General features: G+C 62.6%; 17 protein-coding genes. 9 read left to right on the top strand and 8 right to left on the bottom strand.

Annotation, left to right across the window (positions count from 1 at the left end; translation table 11 throughout):
- Window positions 1-3: 3 nt before the first annotated feature.
- Window positions 4-1,323 (bottom strand): extracellular solute-binding protein, encoded by a 1,320-nt coding sequence (locus ABH924_RS16890; RefSeq protein ID WP_404500612.1) that lies wholly within the window; start codon window positions 1,321-1,323, stop codon window positions 4-6.
- A gap of 287 nt (window positions 1,324-1,610) precedes the next feature.
- Between ABH924_RS16890 and ABH924_RS16885 the strand changes: the two genes are divergently transcribed.
- Window positions 1,611-2,645, top strand: coding sequence for a LacI family DNA-binding transcriptional regulator (locus ABH924_RS16885; RefSeq protein WP_404500610.1), 1,035 nt, complete (start codon window positions 1,611-1,613; stop codon window positions 2,643-2,645).
- Between the two features lie 33 nt (window positions 2,646-2,678).
- Here the strand turns inward: ABH924_RS16885 and ABH924_RS16880 are convergent, their stop codons facing one another.
- Window positions 2,679-3,359 (bottom strand): hypothetical protein, encoded by a 681-nt coding sequence (locus ABH924_RS16880; RefSeq protein ID WP_404500608.1) that lies wholly within the window; start codon window positions 3,357-3,359, stop codon window positions 2,679-2,681.
- Between the two features lie 243 nt (window positions 3,360-3,602).
- On the bottom strand, window positions 3,603-4,238 hold the full coding sequence (locus tag ABH924_RS16875; protein ID WP_404500606.1) for a hypothetical protein: 636 nt from the start codon (window positions 4,236-4,238) through the stop codon (window positions 3,603-3,605).
- A 189-nt stretch (window positions 4,239-4,427) separates the two neighbouring features.
- Between ABH924_RS16875 and ABH924_RS16870 the strand changes: the two genes are divergently transcribed.
- Complete coding sequence (locus tag ABH924_RS16870; protein WP_404500604.1) at window positions 4,428-4,664, top strand: hypothetical protein; 237 nt, start codon at window positions 4,428-4,430, stop codon at window positions 4,662-4,664.
- 33 nt (window positions 4,665-4,697) lie between these two features.
- On the opposite strand, the gene ABH924_RS16865 is transcribed toward ABH924_RS16870, so the two are convergent.
- Window positions 4,698-6,674: an amino acid transporter gene (locus ABH924_RS16865; protein ID WP_404500602.1), complete on the bottom strand. Its 1,977-nt coding sequence runs from the start codon at window positions 6,672-6,674 to the stop codon at window positions 4,698-4,700.
- 385 nt (window positions 6,675-7,059) lie between these two features.
- Here ABH924_RS16865 and ABH924_RS16860 point away from each other — a divergent pair, with 385 nt between their 5' ends.
- Genes ABH924_RS16860 through ABH924_RS16835 form a run of 6 tightly spaced genes read left to right on the top strand, consistent with a single transcriptional unit; the run spans window position 7,060 to window position 14,941 of the window.
- Window positions 7,060-7,140 (top strand): potassium-transporting ATPase subunit F, encoded by an 81-nt coding sequence (locus ABH924_RS16860; RefSeq protein WP_231497388.1) that lies wholly within the window; start codon window positions 7,060-7,062, stop codon window positions 7,138-7,140.
- Window positions 7,141-7,146: 6 nt separating this feature from the next.
- On the top strand, window positions 7,147-8,814 hold the full coding sequence (gene kdpA, locus ABH924_RS16855; protein ID WP_404500600.1) for a potassium-transporting ATPase subunit KdpA: 1,668 nt from the start codon (window positions 7,147-7,149) through the stop codon (window positions 8,812-8,814).
- Window positions 8,811-10,949, top strand: a complete 2,139-nt coding sequence (gene kdpB, locus ABH924_RS16850; protein WP_404500598.1) for a potassium-transporting ATPase subunit KdpB — start codon at window positions 8,811-8,813, stop codon at window positions 10,947-10,949. Before kdpA ends, kdpB begins: the two co-directional genes overlap by 4 nt.
- Before the next feature lie 9 nt (window positions 10,950-10,958).
- Window positions 10,959-11,570: a K(+)-transporting ATPase subunit C gene (gene kdpC / locus ABH924_RS16845; protein WP_404500596.1), complete on the top strand. Its 612-nt coding sequence runs from the start codon at window positions 10,959-10,961 to the stop codon at window positions 11,568-11,570.
- Between the two features lie 54 nt (window positions 11,571-11,624).
- Entirely contained in the window at window positions 11,625-14,267 is a 2,643-nt protein-coding gene (locus ABH924_RS16840) for an ATP-binding protein (protein WP_404500594.1), read from the top strand.
- Entirely contained in the window at window positions 14,264-14,941 is a 678-nt protein-coding gene (locus tag ABH924_RS16835; protein ID WP_404500592.1) for a response regulator, read from the top strand. Before ABH924_RS16840 ends, ABH924_RS16835 begins: the two co-directional genes overlap by 4 nt.
- A 454-nt stretch (window positions 14,942-15,395) precedes the next feature.
- Here ABH924_RS16835 and ABH924_RS16830 read toward each other — a convergent pair whose 3' ends face one another.
- Window positions 15,396-16,598 carry a glycosyltransferase 87 family protein gene (locus ABH924_RS16830; RefSeq protein WP_404500590.1) on the bottom strand — a complete coding sequence of 401 codons (1,203 nt, stop codon included), beginning with the start codon at window positions 16,596-16,598 and terminating at the stop codon, window positions 15,396-15,398.
- A 722-nt stretch (window positions 16,599-17,320) separates the two neighbouring features.
- Window positions 17,321-19,882, bottom strand: coding sequence for a LuxR C-terminal-related transcriptional regulator (locus ABH924_RS16825; RefSeq protein ID WP_404500588.1), 2,562 nt, complete (start codon window positions 19,880-19,882; stop codon window positions 17,321-17,323).
- 1,178 nt (window positions 19,883-21,060) lie between these two features.
- Here ABH924_RS16825 and ABH924_RS16820 point away from each other — a divergent pair.
- Window positions 21,061-21,306, top strand: coding sequence for a hypothetical protein (locus ABH924_RS16820; RefSeq protein WP_404500586.1), 246 nt, complete (start codon window positions 21,061-21,063; stop codon window positions 21,304-21,306).
- Window positions 21,307-21,499: 193 nt separating this feature from the next.
- On the opposite strand, the gene ABH924_RS16815 is transcribed toward ABH924_RS16820, so the two are convergent.
- The gene (locus ABH924_RS16815) at window positions 21,500-21,910 is read right to left on the bottom strand and encodes a hypothetical protein (RefSeq protein ID WP_404500584.1); all 411 of its coding nucleotides are present in this window, start codon (window positions 21,908-21,910) and stop codon (window positions 21,500-21,502) included.
- A complete protein-coding gene (locus ABH924_RS16810) occupies window positions 21,900-22,247 on the bottom strand; it encodes a tyrosine-type recombinase/integrase (RefSeq protein ID WP_404500582.1) in 348 nt (115 codons plus the stop codon). The genes ABH924_RS16815 and ABH924_RS16810 overlap by 11 nt, the downstream gene beginning before the upstream one ends.
- Window positions 22,248-22,775: the final 528 nt, after the last annotated feature.

Here is a 22,775-nt window from a genome sequence, read left to right as displayed (position 1 = left end):
TGGTTACTTTCCGATCGTGGCGTTCATGGTTGAGACGAACTGATCGGGGCTGATCTTCTTCAGGAAGATCTGGTCCAGGTTCGCCAACATGGCGTCTCCCTGGGCAGGGCTGAGGGCCTGGTCCCACGAGAGGGTGAAGCTGGGTGCGTTCTTGGCCATGCCGTACACGTAGCTCAGGAAGTCCTTGTCCGGCGATGCGGCCAGCTTGCTTTCGATGCCCGTGGTCACGGGAACGGCTCCGGAATCGATCAATGCCTGGGTGTCGGCGTCGGTGAACATTCCGCTCTTGACGTAGTCGAGCGCTGCCTTCTTCTGGCTGTCAGTTGCCTTCGAAGAGATCGACCAGAAGTTGGAGGGGTTGCCCACGACATTGGCCGGATCGCCCTTGCCGCCGGAAACGGCGGGGAAGGTGACGTAGCCAAGCTTGCCGTTCTTGACGAAGTCCGCGGCGTCCTTCTTCATGCTCTGGTAGATCCAGCCACCCTGCAGGATCATCGCGGCCTTGCCGGTGTAGAGGAGGGCCTGGTCCGCGTTACTGTCGGCGGCGATGGAGGAGAAGCCGTTGGCGAATCCGCCGGCGTCCACCAGGTTCTGGATCTTGCTCAGGGCTTCATTGACCGCGGGATCGGACCAGGCGCCGGGCTTGTTGGCGGCGATGTTCGCGAAGACGTCGGGTCCGCCGATGCGCTCCACCAGGTATTCAAGCCACATCAGGTCTGGCCACTTGGACTGGCCACCCAGGGAGAAGGGAGCGATGCCTGCTGCCTTGAACTTCGGTACCAGGGCCATCAGTTCATCCCAGGTCTTCGGAGCCTGGGCGCCGATCTTATCGAAGACTTCCTTGTTGTAGTACAGAACGACGGGCTGCACGTTGTTGTTGGGCAGGGCATACGTCTTGCCGTCGATCACGCCGTTCTTGAGCACGGACGGCAGGTAGCGGTTCTTGACATCGGGGTTTGACGATACGAAGTCCGAAAGGTCGGCCACTTGGCCGGCGTCGACATAGGATTTCAGGACGCCGCCGCCCCAACCGTAAATGAAGGTGGGTCCTTGCCCGGCGCCGACGGCGGTGCGCACCTTGGTCTTGTACGCGTCGTTCGCGAAGAAGTCGAGCTTGACGGCCTCGTCCGGGTGGGCTTTGTTCCATGCATCGATGGACTTCTGGAGTACGGGCTGGTTACCGCCCGTAAGGCCCCACATGGTGGTCGAATCGGCGTTGCCTGCCGAACTTGCCGGTCCACTTGATCCGCAGGCTGCGAGGGAGATCGATACGGCCGCAGCAGTGACGGCGATCGCTGCTGAACGCAACGTGAGTTTTACCATTTGCAATTCCATTCGTCCTCCGGGCTCGACGCTGATTGCCCGGCTATTGGTGTCGGGAGTCCGGCCTTCGGGGAGCGAGGCTGTACTGCCGCTGAATATGCTTGAGCCGAATCTTCGAAATATTTCGATAAACTTTTCGGTCCGTTAGGCAAATTTAGCTGTGGCGTGGGTCACCGTCAAGGCGATTTGGACATAAAGTTCAACTCTTTTACGAAATAGAGATTGACTCTGTCTGCCTTGCCGCCCAGACTTGTGACAACGAAATATTTCGAAAGAGTTGAGGATCCATGGCTAGCAATGAACGTCCCGCCAAGGTGACATTGGCTGCCATTGCCCGGGAGGCGGGAGTCTCGATGCCGACAGTCTCGAAGGTCGTCAATGGGCGCGAGGACGTTGCCGCCGGCACGCGTGCCAAAGTTCTGACCGCGCTGGAGCGGACGGGATATAAGTCCCCGCTTCAGCGAAAGAACGTCGCCGACCGCCGGCCCGTGGTGGAGGTTGTGCTCGACACCTTGAACTCGGCGTATGGGGTGGAAGTGCTCAATGGCGTGCTGGAGCACGCGGCCGCCTCCGACGTCGAAGTACTGCTCAACATCACCGGCCAGCAATCGGCGTCGACGCTGAGCCCCGAGCAGAGGGCGCAGCGAATCGTCGACGAAGGCCGCAGTGGCATGATCGTGGTGACCTCGGCGTTCAGTTCGGCCCAGTTGGATCCATTTCGACGGCGGCAGATACCTATCGTTGTCATCGACCCGCTCAACCCCCCGCCGGGTGACGTGGTCAGCGTCGGCGCCAGCAATTGGGCCGGGGGCAAGGCCGCCACGGCCCACCTGCTGGATCTAGGGCACCGCAGGATTGCCTACCTGGGTGGGCCGGAAGCGGCCGAGTGCAACCAGGCCCGGCTGCACGGCTACATGGCCGCGCTGATGGCGAAAGGGGTGCCCGTCGAGGAGCGCTACATCCTGTCGGGACCCTTCCGCTCCGACAACGGTGTGGCGGGAATGAAAACCCTGCTTCAACTCGAAGAGCGCCCAACGGCAATCTTCGCCGCAAGCGACAGTATCGCCTTGGGCGTGCTCGCCGAGGCGCGTCGGCAAAAGATCCGCATCCCGGAGGACATCAGCGTGGTGGGATTCGACGGGACCTACCAAGCGGAGGAATCGGTCCCGCCACTGACGTCCGTATCCCAGCCGCTGCAGGAAATGGGCCGCGCCGCCCTGCGATTTGTCCTGCGCCAAATGCGGGGTGACGCGGTGGACTCTCGGCGGGTGGAACTCGCTACGCACCTCGTAGTCCGCGAATCCACGGCGCCGCTGGCGTAGGCGCACTGGATCGGCGTGGACGTTGCGAGGGGGTCAGTGGTGTGTGCCGCTCCGCTTGAATCTTCCAGGAACCTCGACGTAGTAGACAGACCCCGCGGCAGGAAAGAAGAAGCGGTGCCCTGCGTGTCGGATTGGCTGGTAGTCGTGGCCGAAGGGGTCATGCACCGTGACTCGTTCGAGGTGATCCACGCGGGTGAGGAGGTTATTGACTTCCTGGAGCGTCGCCGGGTGGGTTACTTCGCCGTCCACCTCCAAGACCCACGGTGCGTCCGTGGTCCTGCCGGCATGTTCGAGGTAGAGCATTTCAAATAGTCCAGCAAGGAGGGCTTCCAGCGTTGTCGGGTAGAACCGCTGCAGGGGATGGGTCTGCATGTTCCTATGCTGGTTGTTCGTCCATGCTTGGCGGAGCCAGTTGAATTCCACCGTTCCCAATGAGGGGCCTAGACGCAGGTGCCTATCCTTATCCATGGTCAGGCGGTAGTTGTTTCCGGCTCGGTCAAGAATGCATGCTGCTTCGTCAACGTATTCCAAGTCTTTGAGCATGGCGGCCTCGGACGGATAGTACGAGAAGTCACCGCCCTCATCGACCACCACATAGTCGTTTGGACGCGTGCCCGGAACCGTAGTGTCGGGTGCCGTTCCGTTGGTAAAGCCAATGCGCTTCATGATTACGTCAGCTCCTGCGGAGGACCAGTCCACAGCCCGGGTGGCCATGAATTCTTCCCTCGATCAGATCACCGAAAGGACCCGCCACCGGCGGTCTTTATGGTTTCCATATGCGGCAGGGCTGAGATTTAGCACTCTCTTAACAGCTGGACACTTTCGGCGAGGACTCCTTGACGTACAGACAAGGCACCGCGGGTTCTGCGTCAGGCGATGGCGGAATTGACCCGCAGCGGCTGTAGCGTCGAAGCCCTCAAAGTGGCGCCGGCCATTATCGCGAGTGGGGCCTCAGCGTTACGCGCCCGAGTGCTGGAGCTCTCGTCCGTGGGGGCTGATCTCGACATAGTAGATCGATCCCGCGCCCGGGGCGAGGTGCCGGTGGGTCTGGTGGCGGACTGGCCGGTATTCATGGCCGAAAGGGTCCCGCACCGTGGCCTGTTCAAGGTGATCCAGCCCCGCTAGGAGCCCATCGACGTCCCTCAGCGTCGCCGGGTGCGTTTCCTCTCCACCTACACGCAGCACCCAGGGTGTCCCGTTGGCATTCCGGGCGCGTTCGAGGGTAAGGGTTTCAAACAGTTCGGCCACGAGGGCCTCGCGGGTTGCCGGGAAGAAGCGCTGCAAACGATGCGCCGGCAGATTCCGGTGCCGGTCGTTCATCCATGCCTGGCGCAGCCAGCTGAATTCCACCGGACCGAACGAGGGGCCAAGACAGAGGTTCCTGTCTTTATCCAGGGTGAGCCGGCAGTCGTTGCCTTCCCGGTCAAGGACGCAGGCTGCTTCGTCCACGTACTCAAGGTCTTCCAGCATCGCCGGCTCGGACGGGTAGTAGATGAACTCTCCGATGTCATCGACTACAACGTAATCTTTTGGACGCGTGCCCGGGACCGTGGCATTGGATGCCGTTCCCTTGATCAGGGCAATCGGCTTCATGGTGAATTCATCTCCTGCGGAGGACCCGTCCACGGCCCCGTTGGCCGTGAATTCCTCCCTTTCATCACATCACCAAACGAGGCGTCCTCCCGGATCTTAATGGGTTCCATATGCCGGCAGTCACAGATTTAGCACTCTCTTAACGGGCAAGGCTCGAGCAAATAGGGGCAGGCATGTCAGACTTCGACCATGAGTATCGAGCACTGGTGGCCGAAGCTGAAGCCGTCCACCCAAAAATGGCTGATAGAGAACAACGGCGACGCGGTGTCCTCCGATGTGGTCGCCGAGATCACCCAAGTTGGAGGCGTCATTACTTCCGATGCGTGGTGGGTTGGTGAGAGTGGGCCTTCGGGGCTCTACCTCTCGGACGAGGCAGTCGACTGGATCGAGGCGGTAGCGAACGGCGAGGTGCCCGAGCGGCCCTGACAACACCGCCGTGAGGTCACCTCGCCGCCGTGGTTAGCCAACGTGGACCCACGGGCGCCGGCTGACGTCGGGTTCGGCTTCACGCAGGACTTCCCTGGTGACCGGGGCGATCTCTCCTTCGCCGAGGAACAGGAAGCGAAGGAGATTGATGACCGGGTTGCCTTCGGTCCAGCGGAAGTAGATGTGCGGCATGAGGCCGGTCACGTCGCGGATGTGCAGCAGCACTGAGGCGATGGTGTTGGGGACCACGGGGCCGTGGACTTCGAGGATCTGGTGTCCGTGCCGAACCACGCCACGGACTTCGAGTGCCGTTTCGAAGTCGGAGGAATCGTCCACGATCACTTCCAGGAAGAGCGCCTGGTAATCCACCGGAATGTGGCTGACCTCGATGGCTGAGGTGAGTTTGTCCCGGTAGGCCTCCGCGGTGAGGCGGAGAGGTTCGTGGGCGATGAGCGCGATCGGGCCGCTCAGGTTGGTGGACATGAATTCCAGTGCCTGGCGGTCCAGATGGACGTGGGTGGCGTGCAGTTCAAAGGAGCGCCGGATCCTGGAAAGCAGGGAGATTACAATGATCCCCACGATAAAGATCGCGGCGATCCGGATGCCTTCCGGACGTTCGAAGATGTTGGCAATGGTGGTGTAAATAAACACTATGGCGATGATGCCGAATCCGACCGTGCGCTTGCGCTGCCTCAAGCGGCGCGCGGAGAGGGTCACCGCCACGGCTGCCGATGTCATCAGCACCAACACGCCGGTCGCGTACGCGCCACCCTGGGCGTCGACGTCGGCATTGAAAAGGAACGTGATCAGGAACCCGATGAGGGTGAACACCAACACCAGTGGGCGTACCGCCCGGGCCCATCCCGGTGCCATTCCATATCGCGGCAGGTACCGCGGGACCAGGTTCAGCAGCCCGGCCATGGCGGAGGCGCCTGCGAACCACAGAATGGCGATGGTGCTGAGGTCGTAGACAGTGCCGAACCCCACGCCGAGATATTGGTGCGCCAGGAATGCCAGGGCGCGTCCATCGGCCTGGCCGCCGGGCTGGAATTCCTTCTCCGGAATTAGCACCACGGTGGTGAAACTGGTAGCGATCAGGAATGAACTCATGATGACTGCTGCCGTGGTCAGGAGGCGGCGGGTTCCCTTGATCCGTCCGGCAGGGTTTTCCTCGGTGTCCGAAGCGCGTCCGCGGATCTGGGGCATCACTGCGACTCCGGTCTCGAATCCGGACAGGCCCAGGGCGAGTTTGGGAAAAACGAGCAGGGCGATGCCGACCACCATGAGCGGGTTTCCGTGCGACGTCGACAGGGCATGCCACCAGTCGCCTACTGCGACCGGATGGGCGAACACCTCGACAAAGGTTGAGAAGACGACCACGACGTTGAGGCTCAGATAGACGATGACGAGGACCACGGCCACGCCGATGGCTTCCTTGAATCCACGCAGGAATACGGCGGCCAGCAGGGCGAGCAGGAACAAAGTAACCAGGATGTTCTGTCCCTGCAGCCAGCCCGGGGCGAGCGGATTCTGGATCGCGTGGGCCGTGGCATCCGCGGCCGAGAGGGTCATGGTGATCATGAAGTCCGTTGCGGCGAACCCGAGGAGAACGAGGACGAGGATCTTCCCTCCCCAGCGTGGCAAGAGGCGCTCAAGCATGGCAATGGATCCCTCGCCGCGGTGGCTTTCCCCGGCGACGCGGTGGTACACGGGCAGGGCGCCCAGCAGCGTGACGGCCACCAGGACGATGGTGGCCAAGGGGGAGATCACTCCCGCAGCCAAGGCTGCGATGGCCGGCTGGTAGCCGAGGGTGGAGAAATAGTCGACGCCGGTGAGGCACATGACCTGCCACCACGAATGCTTCTTCAGATGGGGATCGCCCACCGCGCCGGGGCCTTGGTGCGATCCTTTGGAGTCCTGCAGTCCGAACAACAGCCATGTCCGCAAGGAGGCCATACCGCCGGGCCGTGGCGCCGAAGGATCAGCCGGGGGCCTGCTCAAGGTAGTCATGGTGTCCTTTCCGCGCGACGCGCAGGCACCGCGATCATTGCTGAACATAGCACCGACTACAGATGTTTTCGCTGGTTGAATCCGATCTTGATGAATCCTTAACGTCGACTTCCCGGAATCCACCCCCCACCCGTTAAGAAGCCGTCAAGATTCGGCCTTGGGGTGTTAAGGAACCATCAGGAACCGATTTTCGCCGCCTGCCAAGGAGTTGACTGGCAGCAGCCCCGCAAACGGGGCGCGGATGAAAGGACGTTCCAGTGGCCGACGTGGCTGTTGTGGGGATCTTTGTGGTGTCCATGGGGATCGTGATGTGGATTGCCCACCTTCTGGGCAAAATTGTCGACGGCGATGGGCCGGTGAACGGGCAGTGAGCGCGGACGCCGTGATGTGGTTGGTCCTGTTCATCGCAGGGCTGTGTCTGTTCGGCTACCTGTTGGCCGTGTTGATCCACCCGGAAAAGTGGTGATGACGGATGGTTTTCAGTATTGCCTCCTTCGTCACCCAGGTGGCCGTTCTGCTTTTGTTGCTGATCTTGGTGCACAAGCCGTTGGGCGTCTACCTTGCCCGCGTGTTTGAGGGCAAGAAATCGACCCGTGTGGAGCGGTTGTTCTACCGGCTATCCGGGGTGGACCCAAACACCGAGCAGAGATGGTCCATCTACCTGCGCAGCGTGCTGGTCTTCTCCGCCGTGTCCATCCTGGTGGTGTTCCTGCTCCAGCGGCTCCAAGGCGTGCTGCCCGGAAGCAATTCATTGCCTGGCGTAGATCCGTGGACGGCCATGAACACGGCCATTTCCTTCGCGACGAACACCAACTGGCAGGTGTACACCCCTGAGACCACCATGGGCATCTTCGCGCAGATGTGTCTGCTTGCCGTGCAGAACTTCCTGTCAGCCGCGGTTGGAATCGTGGTGGTGGTCGCCCTGATCCGCGGCATCGCCAGAACCCGGACGGACAAGCTAGGGAACTTCTGGGTCGATCTGGCCCGCACCTCCTTCCGCGTGCTGCTCCCGATGGCTGTCCTCGCGGCCATCGTGATGGTGATCGGCGGTGTGGTGCAGAATTTCTGGTCCACCGACGTCGTCAACCAGGCGACGGGCGTGACCCAGACGATCCCCGGTGGCCCGGTGGCCTCCCAGGAAGCCATCAAGATCCTGGGAACCAACGGCGGCGGCTATTTCAATGCCAACTCGGCGCACCCGTTCGAGAACCCGAACGTCTTCATCAGCATGTTCGAAGTCTTCCTGATCCTGCTCATCCCCTTTGCTTTGCCGTACGCCTATGGGCGCATGGTGGGGGACCAGCGGCAGGGCTACACGGTAGCCGGGGTCATGGGCACGCTCTGGTTGGGCTCCACGGCCCTGATGGGCTGGGCCGTTGCCGGCGCACAGGGGACGGCGACCGCTGCTGCCGGAGGTTTGGGGGAAGGCTTCGAGCAGCGCTTCGGCGCGGCCCAGAGTTCAATCTTTGCCACGGCCACCACCTTGACGTCTACCGGTGCGGTCAACGTCGCCCACGATTCCCTGCCGCCCCTGGCCGGCGGTGTCGCCATGGTGAACATGATGCTCGGCGAAGTGGCCCCCGGCGGCACGGGATCCGGGCTTTACGGCCTGCTCATCCTTGCGATCGTCTCTGTGTTCATTGCCGGGCTGATGGTGGGCCGCACCCCGGAATTCCTGGGCAAGAAGATCGGACCCCGCGAAATGAAGCTCGCGGCCATGTATATCCTCGTGACACCTACCGTGGTTCTGGCCCTGGCCGGGGTCACCGTCCTTCTTCCGGACGCCGTGGCCAATGCACCTGCCTCCGGACCGCACCAGTTCAGTGAAGTGCTCTATGCCTTCACCTCCGGCGCGAACAACAACGGCTCGGCGTTCGGCGGGATCACCACCTCCGGACCGTATCTGTCGGTGATGATGAGCCTCGCCATGCTGCTGGGCCGCTATCTGCCCATCGTGCTGGTGCTTGCCTTGGCGGGTTCCCTGGCCAAACAACCCAAGATCCCGGCGTCATCTGGGACGGTTCCGACCCACGGTTGGCTCTTCGGTTCTCTCTTGCTCGGCGTCACGGTGATCATGACCGCGTTGAGCTACTTCCCGGCCCTTTCCCTGGGCCCCCTCGCAGAAGGACTCCTCAAATGACCCGGTCCAACACGGCATTAGCCTCGGACACCGCCGCCCAGACATACGCCGACGGCAATCCCCTGGGTACACCGGGGGAGCACAAGCACCACACCAAGGCGCCGGCCAAGCTGGACCTTGCCAGCCTCCGGTCTGCCTTGCCGGTTGCGGTGCGGAAGCTCGCGCCGCGCCAGATGATTCATTCTCCGGTGATGTTCACCGTGCTGGTCGGCGCGGCTCTTTGCACGGCCATCTGTATCTTCAAGCCGGCCGTGTTCGGCATCTCGGTGACCGTCTGGCTTTGGCTGACGGTGCTCTTCGGTACCTTGTCGGAGGCCATCGCCGAGGGACGGGGCAAGGCCCAGGCAGACAGCCTCCGGGCCAGCCGGAAAGGCGTTGTTGCCAGGCTTCGGCTGGAGGACGGCACCCTCAAAGAGGTACCGGGAACGGAACTGCGGAAGAACGACGTCGTCATCTGCGAAGCCGGGGACGTTATCCCCTCCGACGGCGAAATCATCGAGGGCCTGGCGAGCGTGGACGAATCCACCATCACCGGTGAATCGGCGCCCGTCATCCGCGAATCCGGCGGCGACCGTTCCTCGGTGACCGGAGGAACCAAGGTGCTCTCGGACCGGATCGCCGTCCGGATCACGGCCGAGGCAGGCGAGACGTTCATCGACCGGATGATCAAGCTCGTGGAAGGCGCCGTCCGGCAAAAGACGCCCAACGAAATCGCACTCCACGTCCTCCTGGTCTCCCTGACCATCGTGTTCCTGGCAGTCACCATGAGCCTGGCCCCGTTCGCTTCCCTGGCGGGCGCAACCCCGTCGCCGATTGTCCTCGTGGCGCTCCTGGTCTGCCTGATCCCCACGACGATCGGGGCGCTCGTGCCGGCCATCGGCATCGCAGGCATGGACCGCCTGGTGCAACACAATGTCCTGGCCACTTCCGGCCGCGCCGTCGAAACCGCAGGAGACATCACCACGCTGCTGCTCGACAAGACCGGCACCATCACCTACGGCAATCGGCGCGCGGTCAACTTCTTCCCCGCCAACGGCGTCGACCGCACGGAACTCATCGAAGCGGCCCGGCTCTCCAGCTTGGCCGACGAGACCCCGGAAGGACGCTCGATCGTGGATCTCGCCGCAGAAAAGGGTGTCGGCGGCCCAGACCTGGCTGCTCTCCTGAAGGGCTCGGAAGACTTCGCAGTTGTCGAGTTCAGCGCCAGCACCCGCATGAGCGGCCTGGACCTCGACGGGACTAAGATCCGCAAGGGGGCCGCAGCCGCGGTCGCCAAGTTCGTCGCGGATGCCGGCGGCCACACGCCTGCCGAGGTGGACTTGAAGGTGCAGGAGATCTCGGCCCAGGGCGGCACCCCGCTGTTGGTGGCCGGCGTCGGGCACGACGGCGGAGCCCGGGTTCTGGGCACTATCCACCTTGCCGATGTGGTCAAGCCGGGCATGCACGCCCGCTTCGCCGAGCTGCGCCGGATGGGCATCCGGACTGTGATGATCACGGGGGACAACCCCATCACGGCCAAGGCGATTGCCGCCGAAGCCGGGGTGGATCACTTCGTTGCCGAAGCCACCCCGGAAGACAAGATGGCCGTCATCAAGGAAGAACAGGCCGAAGGGCGGCTGGTGGCCATGACCGGCGACGGCACCAACGATGCCCCGGCCCTGGCAGCGGCGGATGTCGGCGTCGCCATGAACTCCGGTACGCCGGCGGCCAAGGAAGCCGCCAACATGGTGGACCTGGACTCTGATCCCACCAAGCTCATCAACATCGTGGGCATCGGCAAACAGCTGCTCATCACCCGCGGCGCCCTGACCACGTTCTCGGTGGCGAACGACGTCGCGAAGTACTTCGCGATCGTTCCGGCGCTGTTCACGGCCGCGTTTCCGGGGCTCGGCCTCTTGAACATCATGGGCTTGTCCTCGCCGTCCTCGGCCATCCTGTCCGCGGTGATCTTCAACGCCCTGATCATCATCGCACTGGTTCCGCTGGCCTTGCGCGGCGTCAAATACCGTGCAGTCTCGGCAAACCAGGCGCTGGCCAGGAACCTGGCGATCTACGGCCTGGGCGGTCTCATAGCGCCTTTCATCGGGATCAAACTCATCGACCTGATCATTTCCTTCATCCCCGGAATCGGCTAGGAGCCCACCATGAACACCCTTCCCGGCTATCTTCGGCAGGCAGGAACGGCCCTGCGGTTCCTGCTCCTCGCTACCGTGGTCCTTGGATTGATCTATCCGTTGGCGATTTTCGGTATCGGCCAGGCCGTTGCGCCGTTCCAGGCCAACGGCTCCATCGTGAGAGACACGGCCGGAAAGCCCGCCGCTTCTGCCCTGATTGCTCAGGTCTCTGCCAACGATGCCGGCATCCAGAGCCCCCTGTGGTTCCATGCCCGCCCCTCGGCGGCCAAGTGGGACCCGGCGGGTTCCACCGCCAGCAACCTGGGACCCAACGATCCCAAGCTGCTCGACGCCGTCAAAGCCAACCGTGCGGCCATCGCCGCCGCGGAGGGGGTCACGGAGTCCGACGTCCCAGCGGACGCCGTGACGGCGAGCGGTTCCGGGCTGGACCCGCAGATCTCGGTGGCCTACGCCCGGCTCCAGGTGCCCAGGGTGGCCAAGGCTCACGGGCTGAGTCCCGAGGCGGTGCAAGCCATGGTGGACCGGCGCACAGTCACGGGACTCGAGGCCTTCCTGGGGCAGCCGTCCGTCAACGTCACGGAGTTGAACCTGGACGTAGCCGCAGCGGCGCCGGCTAAGTGAGCGTTGCCGGACCCGCGGGCAACCGCCGCGTTCAACAAGTGAAAGAATGACCACATGGCACGGGCAACGCTGCGCATTTTCCTCGGGGCAGCCCCGGGAGTAGGTAAGACCTACGCCATGCTTGCAGAGGCCCACCGGCTGCGCGGGCGTGGTGAAGACGTGGTGGTGGCTTTCGCCATGGACCACGGGCGCAGCGACACCCGTGCCTTGTTGGACGGCTTGGAAGTCATTCCACCGCACACCATCGCGTATCGGGACACCAGCTTTGAAGAGATGGACGTCGACGCGGTCCTGGCACGCAAGCCGCGCACCGCCGTCGTCGATGAATACGCCCACTCGAATATCCCCGGAAGCCGCAACGCCAAGCGCTGGCAAGACGTCGAGGAACTGCTCGACGCCGGCATCAACGTCCTCTCCACCGTCAACGTGCAGCACCTGGCTTCCCTTGGCGACGTCGTCAGCGCCATCACGGATGTCCGGCAGGCGGAGACAGTGCCCGACGACGTGGTGCGGCGGGCCGATCAAATCCACCTTGTGGACATCTCACCGGAGCTGCTGCGGCAGCGGCTGGGCGACGGCAAGATCTATTCGGCGGACAAGATCGACGCCGCACTGTCCAACTATTTCCGGATGGGCAACCTCACGGCGCTGCGGGAACTGGCACTGCTCTGGCTGGCTGACCGGGTGGACGAAGGCCTCGCGAAGTACCGTTCGGAACAGGGGATCGAGGCGAGCTGGCCCGCCCGCGAACGCATAGTCGTCGGCCTCACCGGCGGCCCCGAAGGAGAAGTCCTCGTCCGCCGCGCCGCCCGGATCCTCAAACGCGTCAACGGCGGCGACCTGCTCGCGGTGCACGTCCGCGCCGCCGATGGCGTGGCCTCCGAATCTCCGCAGGCGTTGGAATCCCAGCGCCTTTTGGTCCGGGATTTGGGCGGCAGTTACCACACGGTGGCGGGGGAGGACCCGGCGAAGGCCTTGCTGGACTTCGCCCGCAGCGTGAACGCGACACAGATCGTCGTCGGGATTTCCCGACGCCGGAGCCTCGTCTCCCGGCTGACCGGCCGCGGGATCGGCAACCGGGTGGTGCGTGACTCCGGCGACATTGACGTGCACATGGTTTCGCATCCCTTGGGTGGCCGGGGCGTCGACCGTCCGCGGCAACGGGACCTTGGCCGCACCAGGGTGATCGTCGGGTTTGCAATGGCGGTGGTCCTTCCGGTTCTTTTGCAGCTCCTGCTGGCCGCGAGCCCTTCGCACAGCATTGCGACGGCGGTGCTCCTCCAGCTCACGGGCTCGGTTGCGGTTGCACTGGTCGGCGGGTTGTGGCCCGCCCTCCTCGGTGCCCTGTGGAGCAGCCTGTTGGTGAATTTCTTCTCCATACCGCCCGTAGGCACCCTGACCATCAGCGACCCCGAGAACATCCTTGCGTTGCTGGTTTTCGTGGGCGTTTCAGCAGCTGTGGCTGCCGTGGTGGACGTTTCGGCTAGACGCTCCAAGGAAGCCGCCCGTGCCCGTGCCGAGGCCACCACCCTTGGCGATCTCACGCGTGGGGCATCAAGCGCCGAGGACACCGTCGAGGGACTCTTGAAGCAGGCGCTGGACGTATTCCAGATGCGCGGGGCGGCACTTTACAGAGCCGCGGGTTCCACCGGCGCGGCGGCCGGCGGCTGGCGCCTCGTCGCTAAGGCCGGAGAGGCCGCGCCCGTCCCTCCCGACGGCGGCGAAAACACCGAACAAATCGACGCCGGAACCCGGCTGGTCCTATCCGGCCGCATCCTGCCAGCCAGCGACCGCCGGTTGCTCAGCGCCTTCGGCGCGCACCTTTCCGCCCAGCTCGAGCGGCGACAACTGGCAGCCAGCCGACGGGAGGTCATGCGTTTGGCCGAGAGCAACACCATGCGCACTTCCATCCTGCGGGCCGTCTCCCATGACCTGCGGACTCCCCTGGCCGGGATCAAATTGGCTGTGGGTGGCTTGCGGCAAAGCAACGTTCACTACACGCACGAGGAAGAACAGGAACTGCTGGCAACCATTGAAGAATGCTCGGACAGGCTCGACGTCCTCGTGGGGAACCTCCTGGACATGTCCCGCATTACCTCGGACTCGGTGAACGCACTCATTCGCCCGGTGCGCTGGTACGAAGTGATCCCGACCGCCCTCCATGGCATACCGCCGGGCCGGGTGCGCGTCGACCTGCCCGGAAACATGCCGGAGATCGACGCCGACGCCGGGATGCTGGAACGCGTCATTGCAAACATCGTGGAGAACGCCATCAAGTACGCTCCGGATTCCGATATTGTGCTGGTGGGAGCCGCGGGTGGCTTCAGTTCGTCCACCCTGGACGGGAGGCCGTCCGGAGAACTGCGCATCATCGACCACGGCCAAGGAGTCCCCGCTGAAAGCGTGGTCAGGATGTTCCAGCCGTTCCAGCGGCTCAACGACGTCCCTTCCACCACCGGGGTTGGCTTGGGGCTCGCCGTTGCCAAGGGATTCACGGAAGCGATGGGAGGCACCCTCACCGCGGAAGAGACTCCGGGTGGCGGCCTGACCATGGCCATTCGGCTTCCGCTGTCCACAGGGGTGGCGTTCCCGCCCGAGGAGGCGCAAGCTCCCATGGAAGCGCAATCGGTTCTTTTGGAGCGCCGCCACACGCCGCCGTCGGGCAGTTCAGATAGCACCTCCGGGGAGGCGAGATGAGCAACGTCCTGGTAGTCGACGACGATCCCCACATCGTCAAGGCGCTCCGGATTACGCTCCAAGCCCACGGTTACACCGTAGCCACCGCGGCCGACGGCGAATCGGCCTTGCGCTCTGCCGCCCAACATCCGGTGGGCGCGTTGATCCTCGACCTCGGGCTGCCGGACATCGACGGAACCACGGTCATCACCCGCTTGCGTGAATGGAGCAGTGTGCCCATCCTGGTCCTCTCCGCACGGCACGGCTCCGACGACAAAGTTGAAGCCCTGGACGCCGGCGCAGACGACTACATCACCAAGCCCTTCGGGCTCGATGAGCTGCTGGCGCGTCTCCGGGCGATCCTGCGGCGCACCGCGGATCCGGGCGAAGAAGCGCCCGTGCTGGTCACGGAATCGTTCACTGCGGACCTTGCCATGAGACGCGTGACGCGCGACGGCGAGGACGTTCGGCTGACACCGACGGAGTGGAGGATCCTGGATCTCTTCGTGCGCAATCCCGAGAAGCTGATCACCCAGCAGCAGCTCCTCAGCGAGGTCTGGGGCCCGGCCTACGCCAAGGAAGCCAATTACTTGCGCGTGTACATGGCGCAGCTCCGGCGGAAACTCGAACCGGAGCCAGGGAACCCGCGCCACTTGATCACCGAGGTGGGGATCGGGTACCGGTTCATGCCGTGAGGCGGGCCGCGGCGCCGGCGAACTCCACAGTCCCTCCGGCAGTATCGCTCGCCCGGCGTGCCGGCAAGACCGAGGACATCATACTCATGCGCAACCTCGCCTACGCGCGCTGAGCACAACCGGACAGGAATCTGTGGACCTCATCCGGGCTGTCCAACCTCGCGGATGGTGTCTTCAAGATTGCGCTGCCGCTGCAGGCCGTTCAAGTCACGCAGTCGCCAACGCTGGTTGCCGGCCTGACGGTCGCAGCGACAGTTCCCTGGCTGCTCTTCGCCCTGCCCGGATGCGTTGTGCACCCGATACCCACACCACAGTCACTCAGGCCCAGCCGCCTGCGGCTGTGGACAGCCGGCGCCTGCCCGTCCACAGAAAAGATCCGGCGTGCCGCCGGATCCCGGGTGCGCCGCAGGGCAATCAGTCAGCAGCGGGCGGCTGGGAGCGAGAACGGAAGTCCTCAGGTCCTGGCGGGGATACCTTCCACAGGACGATGGTCAAGGATTGCTGCCGCGGGAGGCGATGGACGGCTTCTTAACGCGAGGAACAAGCCAATCGTTGAGACTGAAATGAGCAGCAGAGACTCCCGAAGGAGTATGCCCAAGGGTGCGAGCAGGGTCGGGCCGTTCTGCAGCATGTGCTCGCCCAGATCCGTTCCATGGATCAGCAGAACGAGCGCGGCAGCAGCTACGAATACGCGAGTGGGCTTCCGGCCCAGGAACCAAAGCACGACGAGAGCCGGGACCAGATATACCCAGTGGTGCAACCAACTCACAGGTGAGACAAGGCTGGCAGTCATTCCAACGGCCAGAACTGCCGCCAGCATTTGTCCCGCACGGAAGATCTTCGCGCCCGCGAACAGGCCGAGAACGGCCACAACGATGACGATCACCTTGGACGGTGAGACTGCCCAATGCCCGATCGCTGCGGCCGCCCCCTGTATGGAGTTGTTACCCGCGCTGGCAAACTGGGTGCCGAGATCAACCTTTGAGCTGAGCTGCCACACGTCTGAGAACCAGTAGGTGACCGACATGGTGGGAAACAGGATCCCGCCGATAATGACCGTCCCGGCGAAACCCGCAACCGCCGAGACCGCCATACGCCATTGTCTTGTTATCAAGAGATATGGAATGAAGATGGCCGGGGTCAGCTTGATACCGGCCGCGATCCCGATCAACACCCCTTTCGGAACGAACCGGGACCACCGTCCATTCGTGTGACGAACGAAATCCGCGAGACAGAGTCCGGCGAGGAACAAATTGATCTGACCCCACACCAAGTGCTGCGCAACGATCGTGGTACAGCAGCCCAGAAGAAGAAGCGTGAGCCATATCGTCCGTCGCCGGGGCAAGGACCGCGGCAGGCAAACACCAATGATGAACGCCAAGGTTGCCACGCAGCCGGTGGTCCACAGCACGAAGGACGTCTGGGCAGGAAGCAAGCTCGTGACGGATAAGAGCGCGGCTGAGAACGGCGTGTAGACGAAAGGCAGGCCCTCGGAGGGCAGAAGTTCCCCAAAAAGGTTGCGGGCATAAACGTCTTCCCCCGGCCAAGATGCCACCGAGGCGTACCGATAAACCAGGAAATCCACCGGAGGGTAGACGCCGAGGCCAAGCAGATACAGGCTGGCAAAGAGGATCCCCAACACCAGGACAATTGTCATTATTGGCCACATCCGACCAACAATGCTCAAAGTTTCGGCTGATGTGAAATGACGTTTCCGAGGGATCTTAGTATGCATTCTGCCAATCCATTCAGGTGCTTTACAGCCGACTACGTGGCCGGCGTCTCTGAGCGGCGCCGACCACGCCCGTCAATGCTGATGGTCTTGATGATGGTTAGCAGCCTCGCAAGTAGAAGGCATTCGTGATCTCCCAAATGCCATAGTCTCCAGGCGGCCGATGCCGCCGGTGCCGCTACCGCAAAAGCGGCGACCCCCAACATGGTGGCGGCGCCGACTGCACCTACCCTCTTCAAGGTCTTTGACTTCACATTCACAATGTCCTCCTGCGAGTGATGGCGGGTAGGGCGCCCGGCGAAGCAGAGGCTTCACGATGAAAGTATGCAGGCCTGATGTATTAGTCAAGACCTTTTAATAACAGGTCAGGAGACTTTAATTTAAGGGTTCGAAATCATAATCGATCGACCGCGCGTCAGGTTTCGACACTTACTCAGTCCTTATTTATAAACCACTCAATTTGAGATCTTTCTATACTCAATTTTGGGCAATGGCCACTCAATGGGAGCAAAATTCTTGACACCGATGGGTGGGAAGTGGTCTAAGTACTTTCATCAAATCGAAGAAGGCATGGCCGAAAGGGGTGCATCAGCAGCGATGCGCCCGGTTCCGCCGGCCCCATCGCAGGACGTTACGCCCTGGTTCAGTCATCCGTCATTTGTTTGGGCGTTTCGAGCGTGCTCATAAAGGGACTGGCGCGTGGTGGTTCCGGTCTTGCCAAGGGCCCTGGAGATGTGGTTTTCCACGGTCCGGGGGCTGATCCCCAGGAGGGCAGCGATTTCGGGGGTGCGTTGGCTGCCTGCCAGGATGGCGATTTCTCTTTCCCGGGCGGTCAGGCCCTGGGGTTGGCCTCCGGTGTCGAGGGTCAGTTGTTCTCCTTGCGACGGGAAGCGGTCTTCGAAGACTGAGGTGATCCGCTGAAGGGTCTTGGCCAAGCCATGGTGTCGTTTGTGGAGAAAGCGCCTTAATGTGCTTTTCAGGAGCCTGGTGATCGCGGGAAGGTCGGAGTCGGCTTCGTATTGGTCCAGGAGAATCTTCAGTAGTTGGTGGTCCCGGTCACGAACGGCACCGGCGATGGCGAGGAACTGGGCATGGGTGTTCGCGCCGTTTTCCTGCAGTAGCCGTTGGGTGGTCTCCAGGATCTTGTATCCGGGATAGAGGGACAACATGAACAATGAGGCATACACGGCTTCGGTGATGTAGCCGCGGTCCAGTTGTTGTTCCAGAAGGTCCGCGGCGTTTTGATCAAAGTCGGCTGGATCGGCGTATTTCCGGGTAACGAGTTCATAGACTGCTTTACCGGTTCCAGGCAGGGGGCCGATGTCAGCGACGTCTTTGCGTGCCTGAATCCCCAGCGAGGGGACGTTCTTACCGGAGCTGGCCAAAACGCGAAGGCCGGCGATTCTGAGCATGGCGTCGTGGAGGAAGTTCACCAGGAAGCCGGGCCGGCCGAGCGCGAAGACACTGGCCATCACCCGGTCAGCTTCCTTGCTGAGTCCCTGTTGCGTCATGGCCAGTACCGCGACGTAGCTGCTCGCGACGAAGCCGAACTGATCAAGGCGGCGCCGCGCCGCAGCGCGTTGGCTGAGGGAGAAGATCAGTGCTTCCTCGCCGTGGCCGGCAATATGGAGAGCGAGTCCACGGACGAAGGGTTCCACGCTTGCGGCGATTTCGAAGCCGTCCGCAGAGTCAAGGGCCCGGAGGGCCGCCTGGGCATCGAAGCGGTAGAGCTCCAGAATGCCCCGGATGACCGGCAGAACGCCGCTCTCGGGGTGGTGGCTGCCCAGCCCGTCCAAGGTTTCGTCGAGGTTTGTGGGCATTCGGTCGAAGGACGCTTCGAGGTAGAGCGCGAACGCCTGGGCTTCTGCTTTCCAATCGGGGTGAGCTTGGCCGATGTCCTGGAGTATGCCCGTCGCGGCCGCTAATTGCCCGCCGCTGACGATGGCCCACAGCGCCCGGGTCATGGCGAAGAAGAAATGGTCGGCAGGATCAGCGCCGGCCGTCTCAGTTTCGCCGAAGACTTGTTCGATGCGTGAGGGGTCGATCGGGCCGCCCCAATAGAACTTGAGGAACGCTGCTGCGTTGGACATGGTCTTTTCGGAGTCCCAGACGTCGAACTGTGACTCTTCCAGATCCCGTAGCTGGTCTTGGAAGTGCTGCGTCGCAGCCGTACCGGCGCCGGCTTCATTTCGCAGGTCTCTGATCAGTTCGGCCAGAAGTTCAGGCGGGGAAGTCTTTACCGGCCGGTCAGGGGAATCGATCTCCCGGCTAATCCGATCCGCCAGCACCCTGCGGGAGGATCGCACGTGAGGGTCACGGAAATGGTCGACAACAATGTGTGGACTGACTCCTACCCACATGGCTCCGCCGCTGTCTTCGGTGAGCGCAACCAGCCCCCGCATTTCGAGCCTGTCCAGGATATCTGTCTCAACTACTGGCTTCAGGGACCCCAGCGGCCGGGGACCCAGCACAGACAGGGTATGCAAAGCCGTCCGTTCATCGGCGCTGAGGCCATGAAGGATTGCCTGGACGGTGCTCTGGAGATATTCGTTCCAGAGCGTGTTCCCGCACATGGTCCACTGTCCATCGCGGAGGATAAGCTGCTTGCTCAGCTCGGCGCTTTGGGCGATTCGGACCACTAGTCGCGGGTTGCCTCCGGATTTCATGAGCACGGCGGTGGTCAAATCCACGTCCGGCGGCGACCCGAGCGTCTGGGCCAGGAGTTTGTTGACCTGATCGTAATCAAGAGGACTGAGTCGTATCGTTGCCTCCGGCCATCGGGCAGGCGTGAACACGGAAGCCCCTGAGTCCAGTGGGGCATCGTCCATCGTCACCACCAGCGGCCGCTGAGTCCGCGTCTGGACAATGTCAACGACCGCGGCTGATTCCTTGTCGAGCACATCAATATCATCAACAACGATGGCCCGCGGGCCTCGCAGTGCCAACTGTTCGGCGAGCACGCCAGCGACTCCTAGCGGCCCATTCTCCTGCCCGCGCCCGTCCAGTCCGAGTGCGCCAATCCCTGCGAACGGGGTCTCATTCAGGAGCCGCGAACCCAAGAGGCTGTAGACAGTGACTCCGGCCTTTTCGAGGCCAGCGGCGATCGACTCCAAGACCGTTGATTTTCCACTACCAGGGCCGCCGACGATCCGAACACTGACGCCGCGGGCCACGTAGGCAAGCGCCCGTCGGGCTTCCTCTTCGAACACTTCCGAACTCCTAACGCAGACACCCAGGCTTTGAAGCGTGAGCCTAGCGGCCCTTCAAATCTGAGGAGAGCGCCCCGAAGCGCTAGCCTGACAACACATCCGACGCTACGGCCAAAAATGATCATTGAGTGGGAATTGCACTGAAAATGAGTGTGCGAAGCACTGGAAATGAGTGTGCATTGCACTGAAAGTGAGTGGTGAAGTTGCGTCGGAGTAGGTGCGACCCGCACCCTGCTTTGGTCGGCGGACAGGACCGATCCACAACCGTACCGGTGAGATTCCGTGATTGTGCCGGCTGCCGTCGTCAACTCCAATGCCACCGGGAAGGACTGAAAGTCAGCCTGACACGAGCCAAGGAAAGATCGCCCAGATCGACACCGCGCTCCAACGCCCTATCAGTGCGGTTCACGGTTCACGCTCGGCGGGCCTGCCTTCGCCTCACTTGCCGGTCGAACAATCCACATCACCGCAGAGCTGACGACGCACAACGCAGTCGCGTGCCAATTAGCTCGGCCGTCTGTGCGCCCGGGGAGTTGGTTTCTGCACAATGGATCCCATGGTGGTCTGAACTCATGGGAGGCACCCTGCGCTCTCTCACCGGAGTGCATCATCCAGTCGCGTTGACTTTGGGGCTTCAGTCCCGGCCCGACCTTCGGGACGCTTCCGCGCCCATACTCAAGGACGCCGAAGCCTGGCACGGGGCCAGGTAGATGAGGTTCATGGCTGGAAGGATCCGCGAGCCGAGAACTTTTTGCCATTCAGGGTCATGGCTCTTGTTAGGGCGTTACTCCGACGTAAAGATCGGCGTCGGTTCACCACAATTAGTTTCTTGGTGCTGCCCCTCGCCGGCACTATCGGATGGGAGCTGCAGCCAGGGCAATTTGTCATTTCCAAACATCTCGCCCGAGACACCAAGCGGTTTGAAAACTGGTTTGCCGGGCAGCTACTTGCCGGCCAATAGACGTCAGTGGTGGCAGGGGAAGATTCCTGCCGCCACCACGGCGCAGTTTCTAGACCCAGCCGCGTCCGTCAGCGGGAATGACGTTGCACTGTCCGCCCGTGGTACCTCTGGGACATACCGACAACAATCCGAAGAGGGACCGTTGGAATACGTTTTTAGAGGTGGGTTTGAGATCCCCGGGCGGTTCAGGATCCAAGGACCGCGGGTCATACTCACCATGAGCCCCTCGCAGCTTGAGTTTCGACCCAGATCCCGTTGGTGGGCGCGCCACCTCGGCCCTTGGCGGCTCGAGCGTTCCGCCGTCCGCGAGGTTTATCCGGGCCGTCCGCATCCCTTCTATTCCTGGGGACGGGTGAACTTTCTCGCCAAGGAGAACATGCCGTGGACATTTCTGGCCGAATGGCCTGAGGGTGTCGTTGGAGCCGCCGAAGAGCTCGGCTACCCGGTCCGGCACCAGAAGTAGAGGTTCCTTCTATGACCATGGTCGAGACCTATAGTCCATGGGCCTACGCCGCACTCGGCGTTGTGGCACTCGCCCTCGGCTTGGTCCTTGCCGTGGACCACCACGGTTCGGTGGCGCCGGGGTGTCCCCTAGTCTCCAGGGCTGGGTCCGGCGGGGAGGCGATTGATATTGCCGCCGCGCGCAACAACAGAGTTCAGGGTGCAGAAGTGGACGGGGCCGTTGTCTGCTTCTGCAGCCGGATGGCCCGGTCACGTTTGTCACGCAGGTGTCCCAAGGTAAGTTCCAGCCCGTCGACCTCGCCTTTCCACCGCTCCGTCTCTGCTCGTTCCCTTCTGGCGATCAGGTCGGCTTCCAGTTCGTCCAAGCGAAGAATCATCCGGGGTTCAACATGGAGCATGGGGCAGCGAACGCAGGCGTGCTCGTGCGCGCAGGGCGTGCCGTAAGGGCGGCCGCAGGCGCCCAGTTCAACTTTGCGTTTATCAAAATGATCCTCGAACTCTTGCCACTCGGCATCGGTGACGCGGGCGTATTCATGGTCCGGACGCATCGCCCTGCGGTTGGCCAGGTGCATCTGGTAGTGCCGGACGACGTCTTCATCGAACACGGCAACGTAGCCCTTCGGTGGTCTGCACGTTCGCGTGCCCCAACAGGGCGGCTCCGATGTGGATCGGAAGGCCGTTGTTGACCAGGTCGGTCGCGAAGATCCGTCTGAAGTCGTGCGGGGTGAATGCAAGCCCTTCAAATTCGGGCCGGTCTTCGGCGGCCGCGGTGCAGGCTGTGCGCAGGAGTTTTGCGATCCGGCTGGTGCTGAACACTCCGCGCAGCGGCCCGCGGGAATGCTGGAAAAGGAAAGGAAGCGGCTCGCTGTGTTCCCGCTCCTGTGGGTCCCAACGGCGAATCAAGGGGATGGTCCCAAGACTTTCCTTGTGCCGGCGGATCACAAGCTCCGTGGCCGGCTGTTGGGTGCTGACGGTCCGTCGCAGAGCTCCTGCCCGTCATCACCTGTTTGGCTACGACGATGCTCCTATACGCGTCAAATTTCGGTTTGGGCTACTTGCTTGGTCCTCCGGTCGAGAGGACCCTGACTTTTCATAGCAAGTGTTGATGGCACGTTGAGGACATGTTGGCCGGGCGTCGGCCGCCACATGGCGGGGAGAGGATCGCGAGGGCCTGCCATGGATCTGTCAGGTCGGGAATCGGGGTCGTGCTCGTACTGGGGACGGAGACGCGAGGCCATGAATGTTCGTGCAGACGCCCTGGTGTCTCGTCCCCAGTTGGGGGAGGCCCTCCAGGGCGCCTGCCGCCGCACTTATTCCGACCAGTCGGAACCCTGGATGACTTCCACGAAGTCGCCGCGCTGGAATCCGGGGACGAAGTGGGCGAGCACGTCTGCCTTGACGTTGCCGAACGTGGTTTCCGGCCGGTCCTTGATGCCCTCGGTGAATGCTTCAAGGATGCGGTTCTTGAAG

It is taken from the genome of Arthrobacter sp. GAS37, from assembly GCF_044908325.1.
Classification (GTDB): Bacteria; Actinomycetota; Actinomycetes; order Actinomycetales; family Micrococcaceae; genus Arthrobacter; species Arthrobacter ramosus.
This window is presented reverse-complemented; position numbering and strand designations above follow the sequence as displayed.

Excerpts from the sequence above, each read along its gene's own strand:
- kdpC (WP_404500596.1), top strand. The coding sequence starts at position 10,959 with ATGAACACCCTTCCCGGCTATCTTCGGCAGGCAGGAACGGCCCTGCGG.
- ABH924_RS16880 (WP_404500608.1), bottom strand. The coding sequence starts at position 3,359 with ATGGCCACCCGGGCTGTGGACTGGTCCTCCGCAGGAGCTGACGTAATC.
- ABH924_RS16870 (WP_404500604.1), top strand. The coding sequence starts at position 4,428 with ATGAGTATCGAGCACTGGTGGCCGAAGCTGAAGCCGTCCACCCAAAAA.
- ABH924_RS16890 (WP_404500612.1), bottom strand. The coding sequence starts at position 1,323 with ATGGTAAAACTCACGTTGCGTTCAGCAGCGATCGCCGTCACTGCTGCG.
- ABH924_RS16840 (WP_404500594.1), top strand. The coding sequence starts at position 11,625 with ATGGCACGGGCAACGCTGCGCATTTTCCTCGGGGCAGCCCCGGGAGTA.
- kdpA (WP_404500600.1), top strand. The coding sequence starts at position 7,147 with ATGGTTTTCAGTATTGCCTCCTTCGTCACCCAGGTGGCCGTTCTGCTT.
- ABH924_RS16860 (WP_231497388.1), top strand. The coding sequence starts at position 7,060 with ATGTGGTTGGTCCTGTTCATCGCAGGGCTGTGTCTGTTCGGCTACCTG.
- ABH924_RS16885 (WP_404500610.1), top strand. The coding sequence starts at position 1,611 with ATGGCTAGCAATGAACGTCCCGCCAAGGTGACATTGGCTGCCATTGCC.
- ABH924_RS16865 (WP_404500602.1), bottom strand. The coding sequence starts at position 6,674 with ATGACTACCTTGAGCAGGCCCCCGGCTGATCCTTCGGCGCCACGGCCC.
- ABH924_RS16875 (WP_404500606.1), bottom strand. The coding sequence starts at position 4,238 with ATGAAGCCGATTGCCCTGATCAAGGGAACGGCATCCAATGCCACGGTC.
- ABH924_RS16820 (WP_404500586.1), top strand. The coding sequence starts at position 21,061 with ATGAGCCCCTCGCAGCTTGAGTTTCGACCCAGATCCCGTTGGTGGGCG.
- ABH924_RS16830 (WP_404500590.1), bottom strand. The coding sequence starts at position 16,598 with ATGACAATTGTCCTGGTGTTGGGGATCCTCTTTGCCAGCCTGTATCTG.
- kdpB (WP_404500598.1), top strand. The coding sequence starts at position 8,811 with ATGACCCGGTCCAACACGGCATTAGCCTCGGACACCGCCGCCCAGACA.
- ABH924_RS16835 (WP_404500592.1), top strand. The coding sequence starts at position 14,264 with ATGAGCAACGTCCTGGTAGTCGACGACGATCCCCACATCGTCAAGGCG.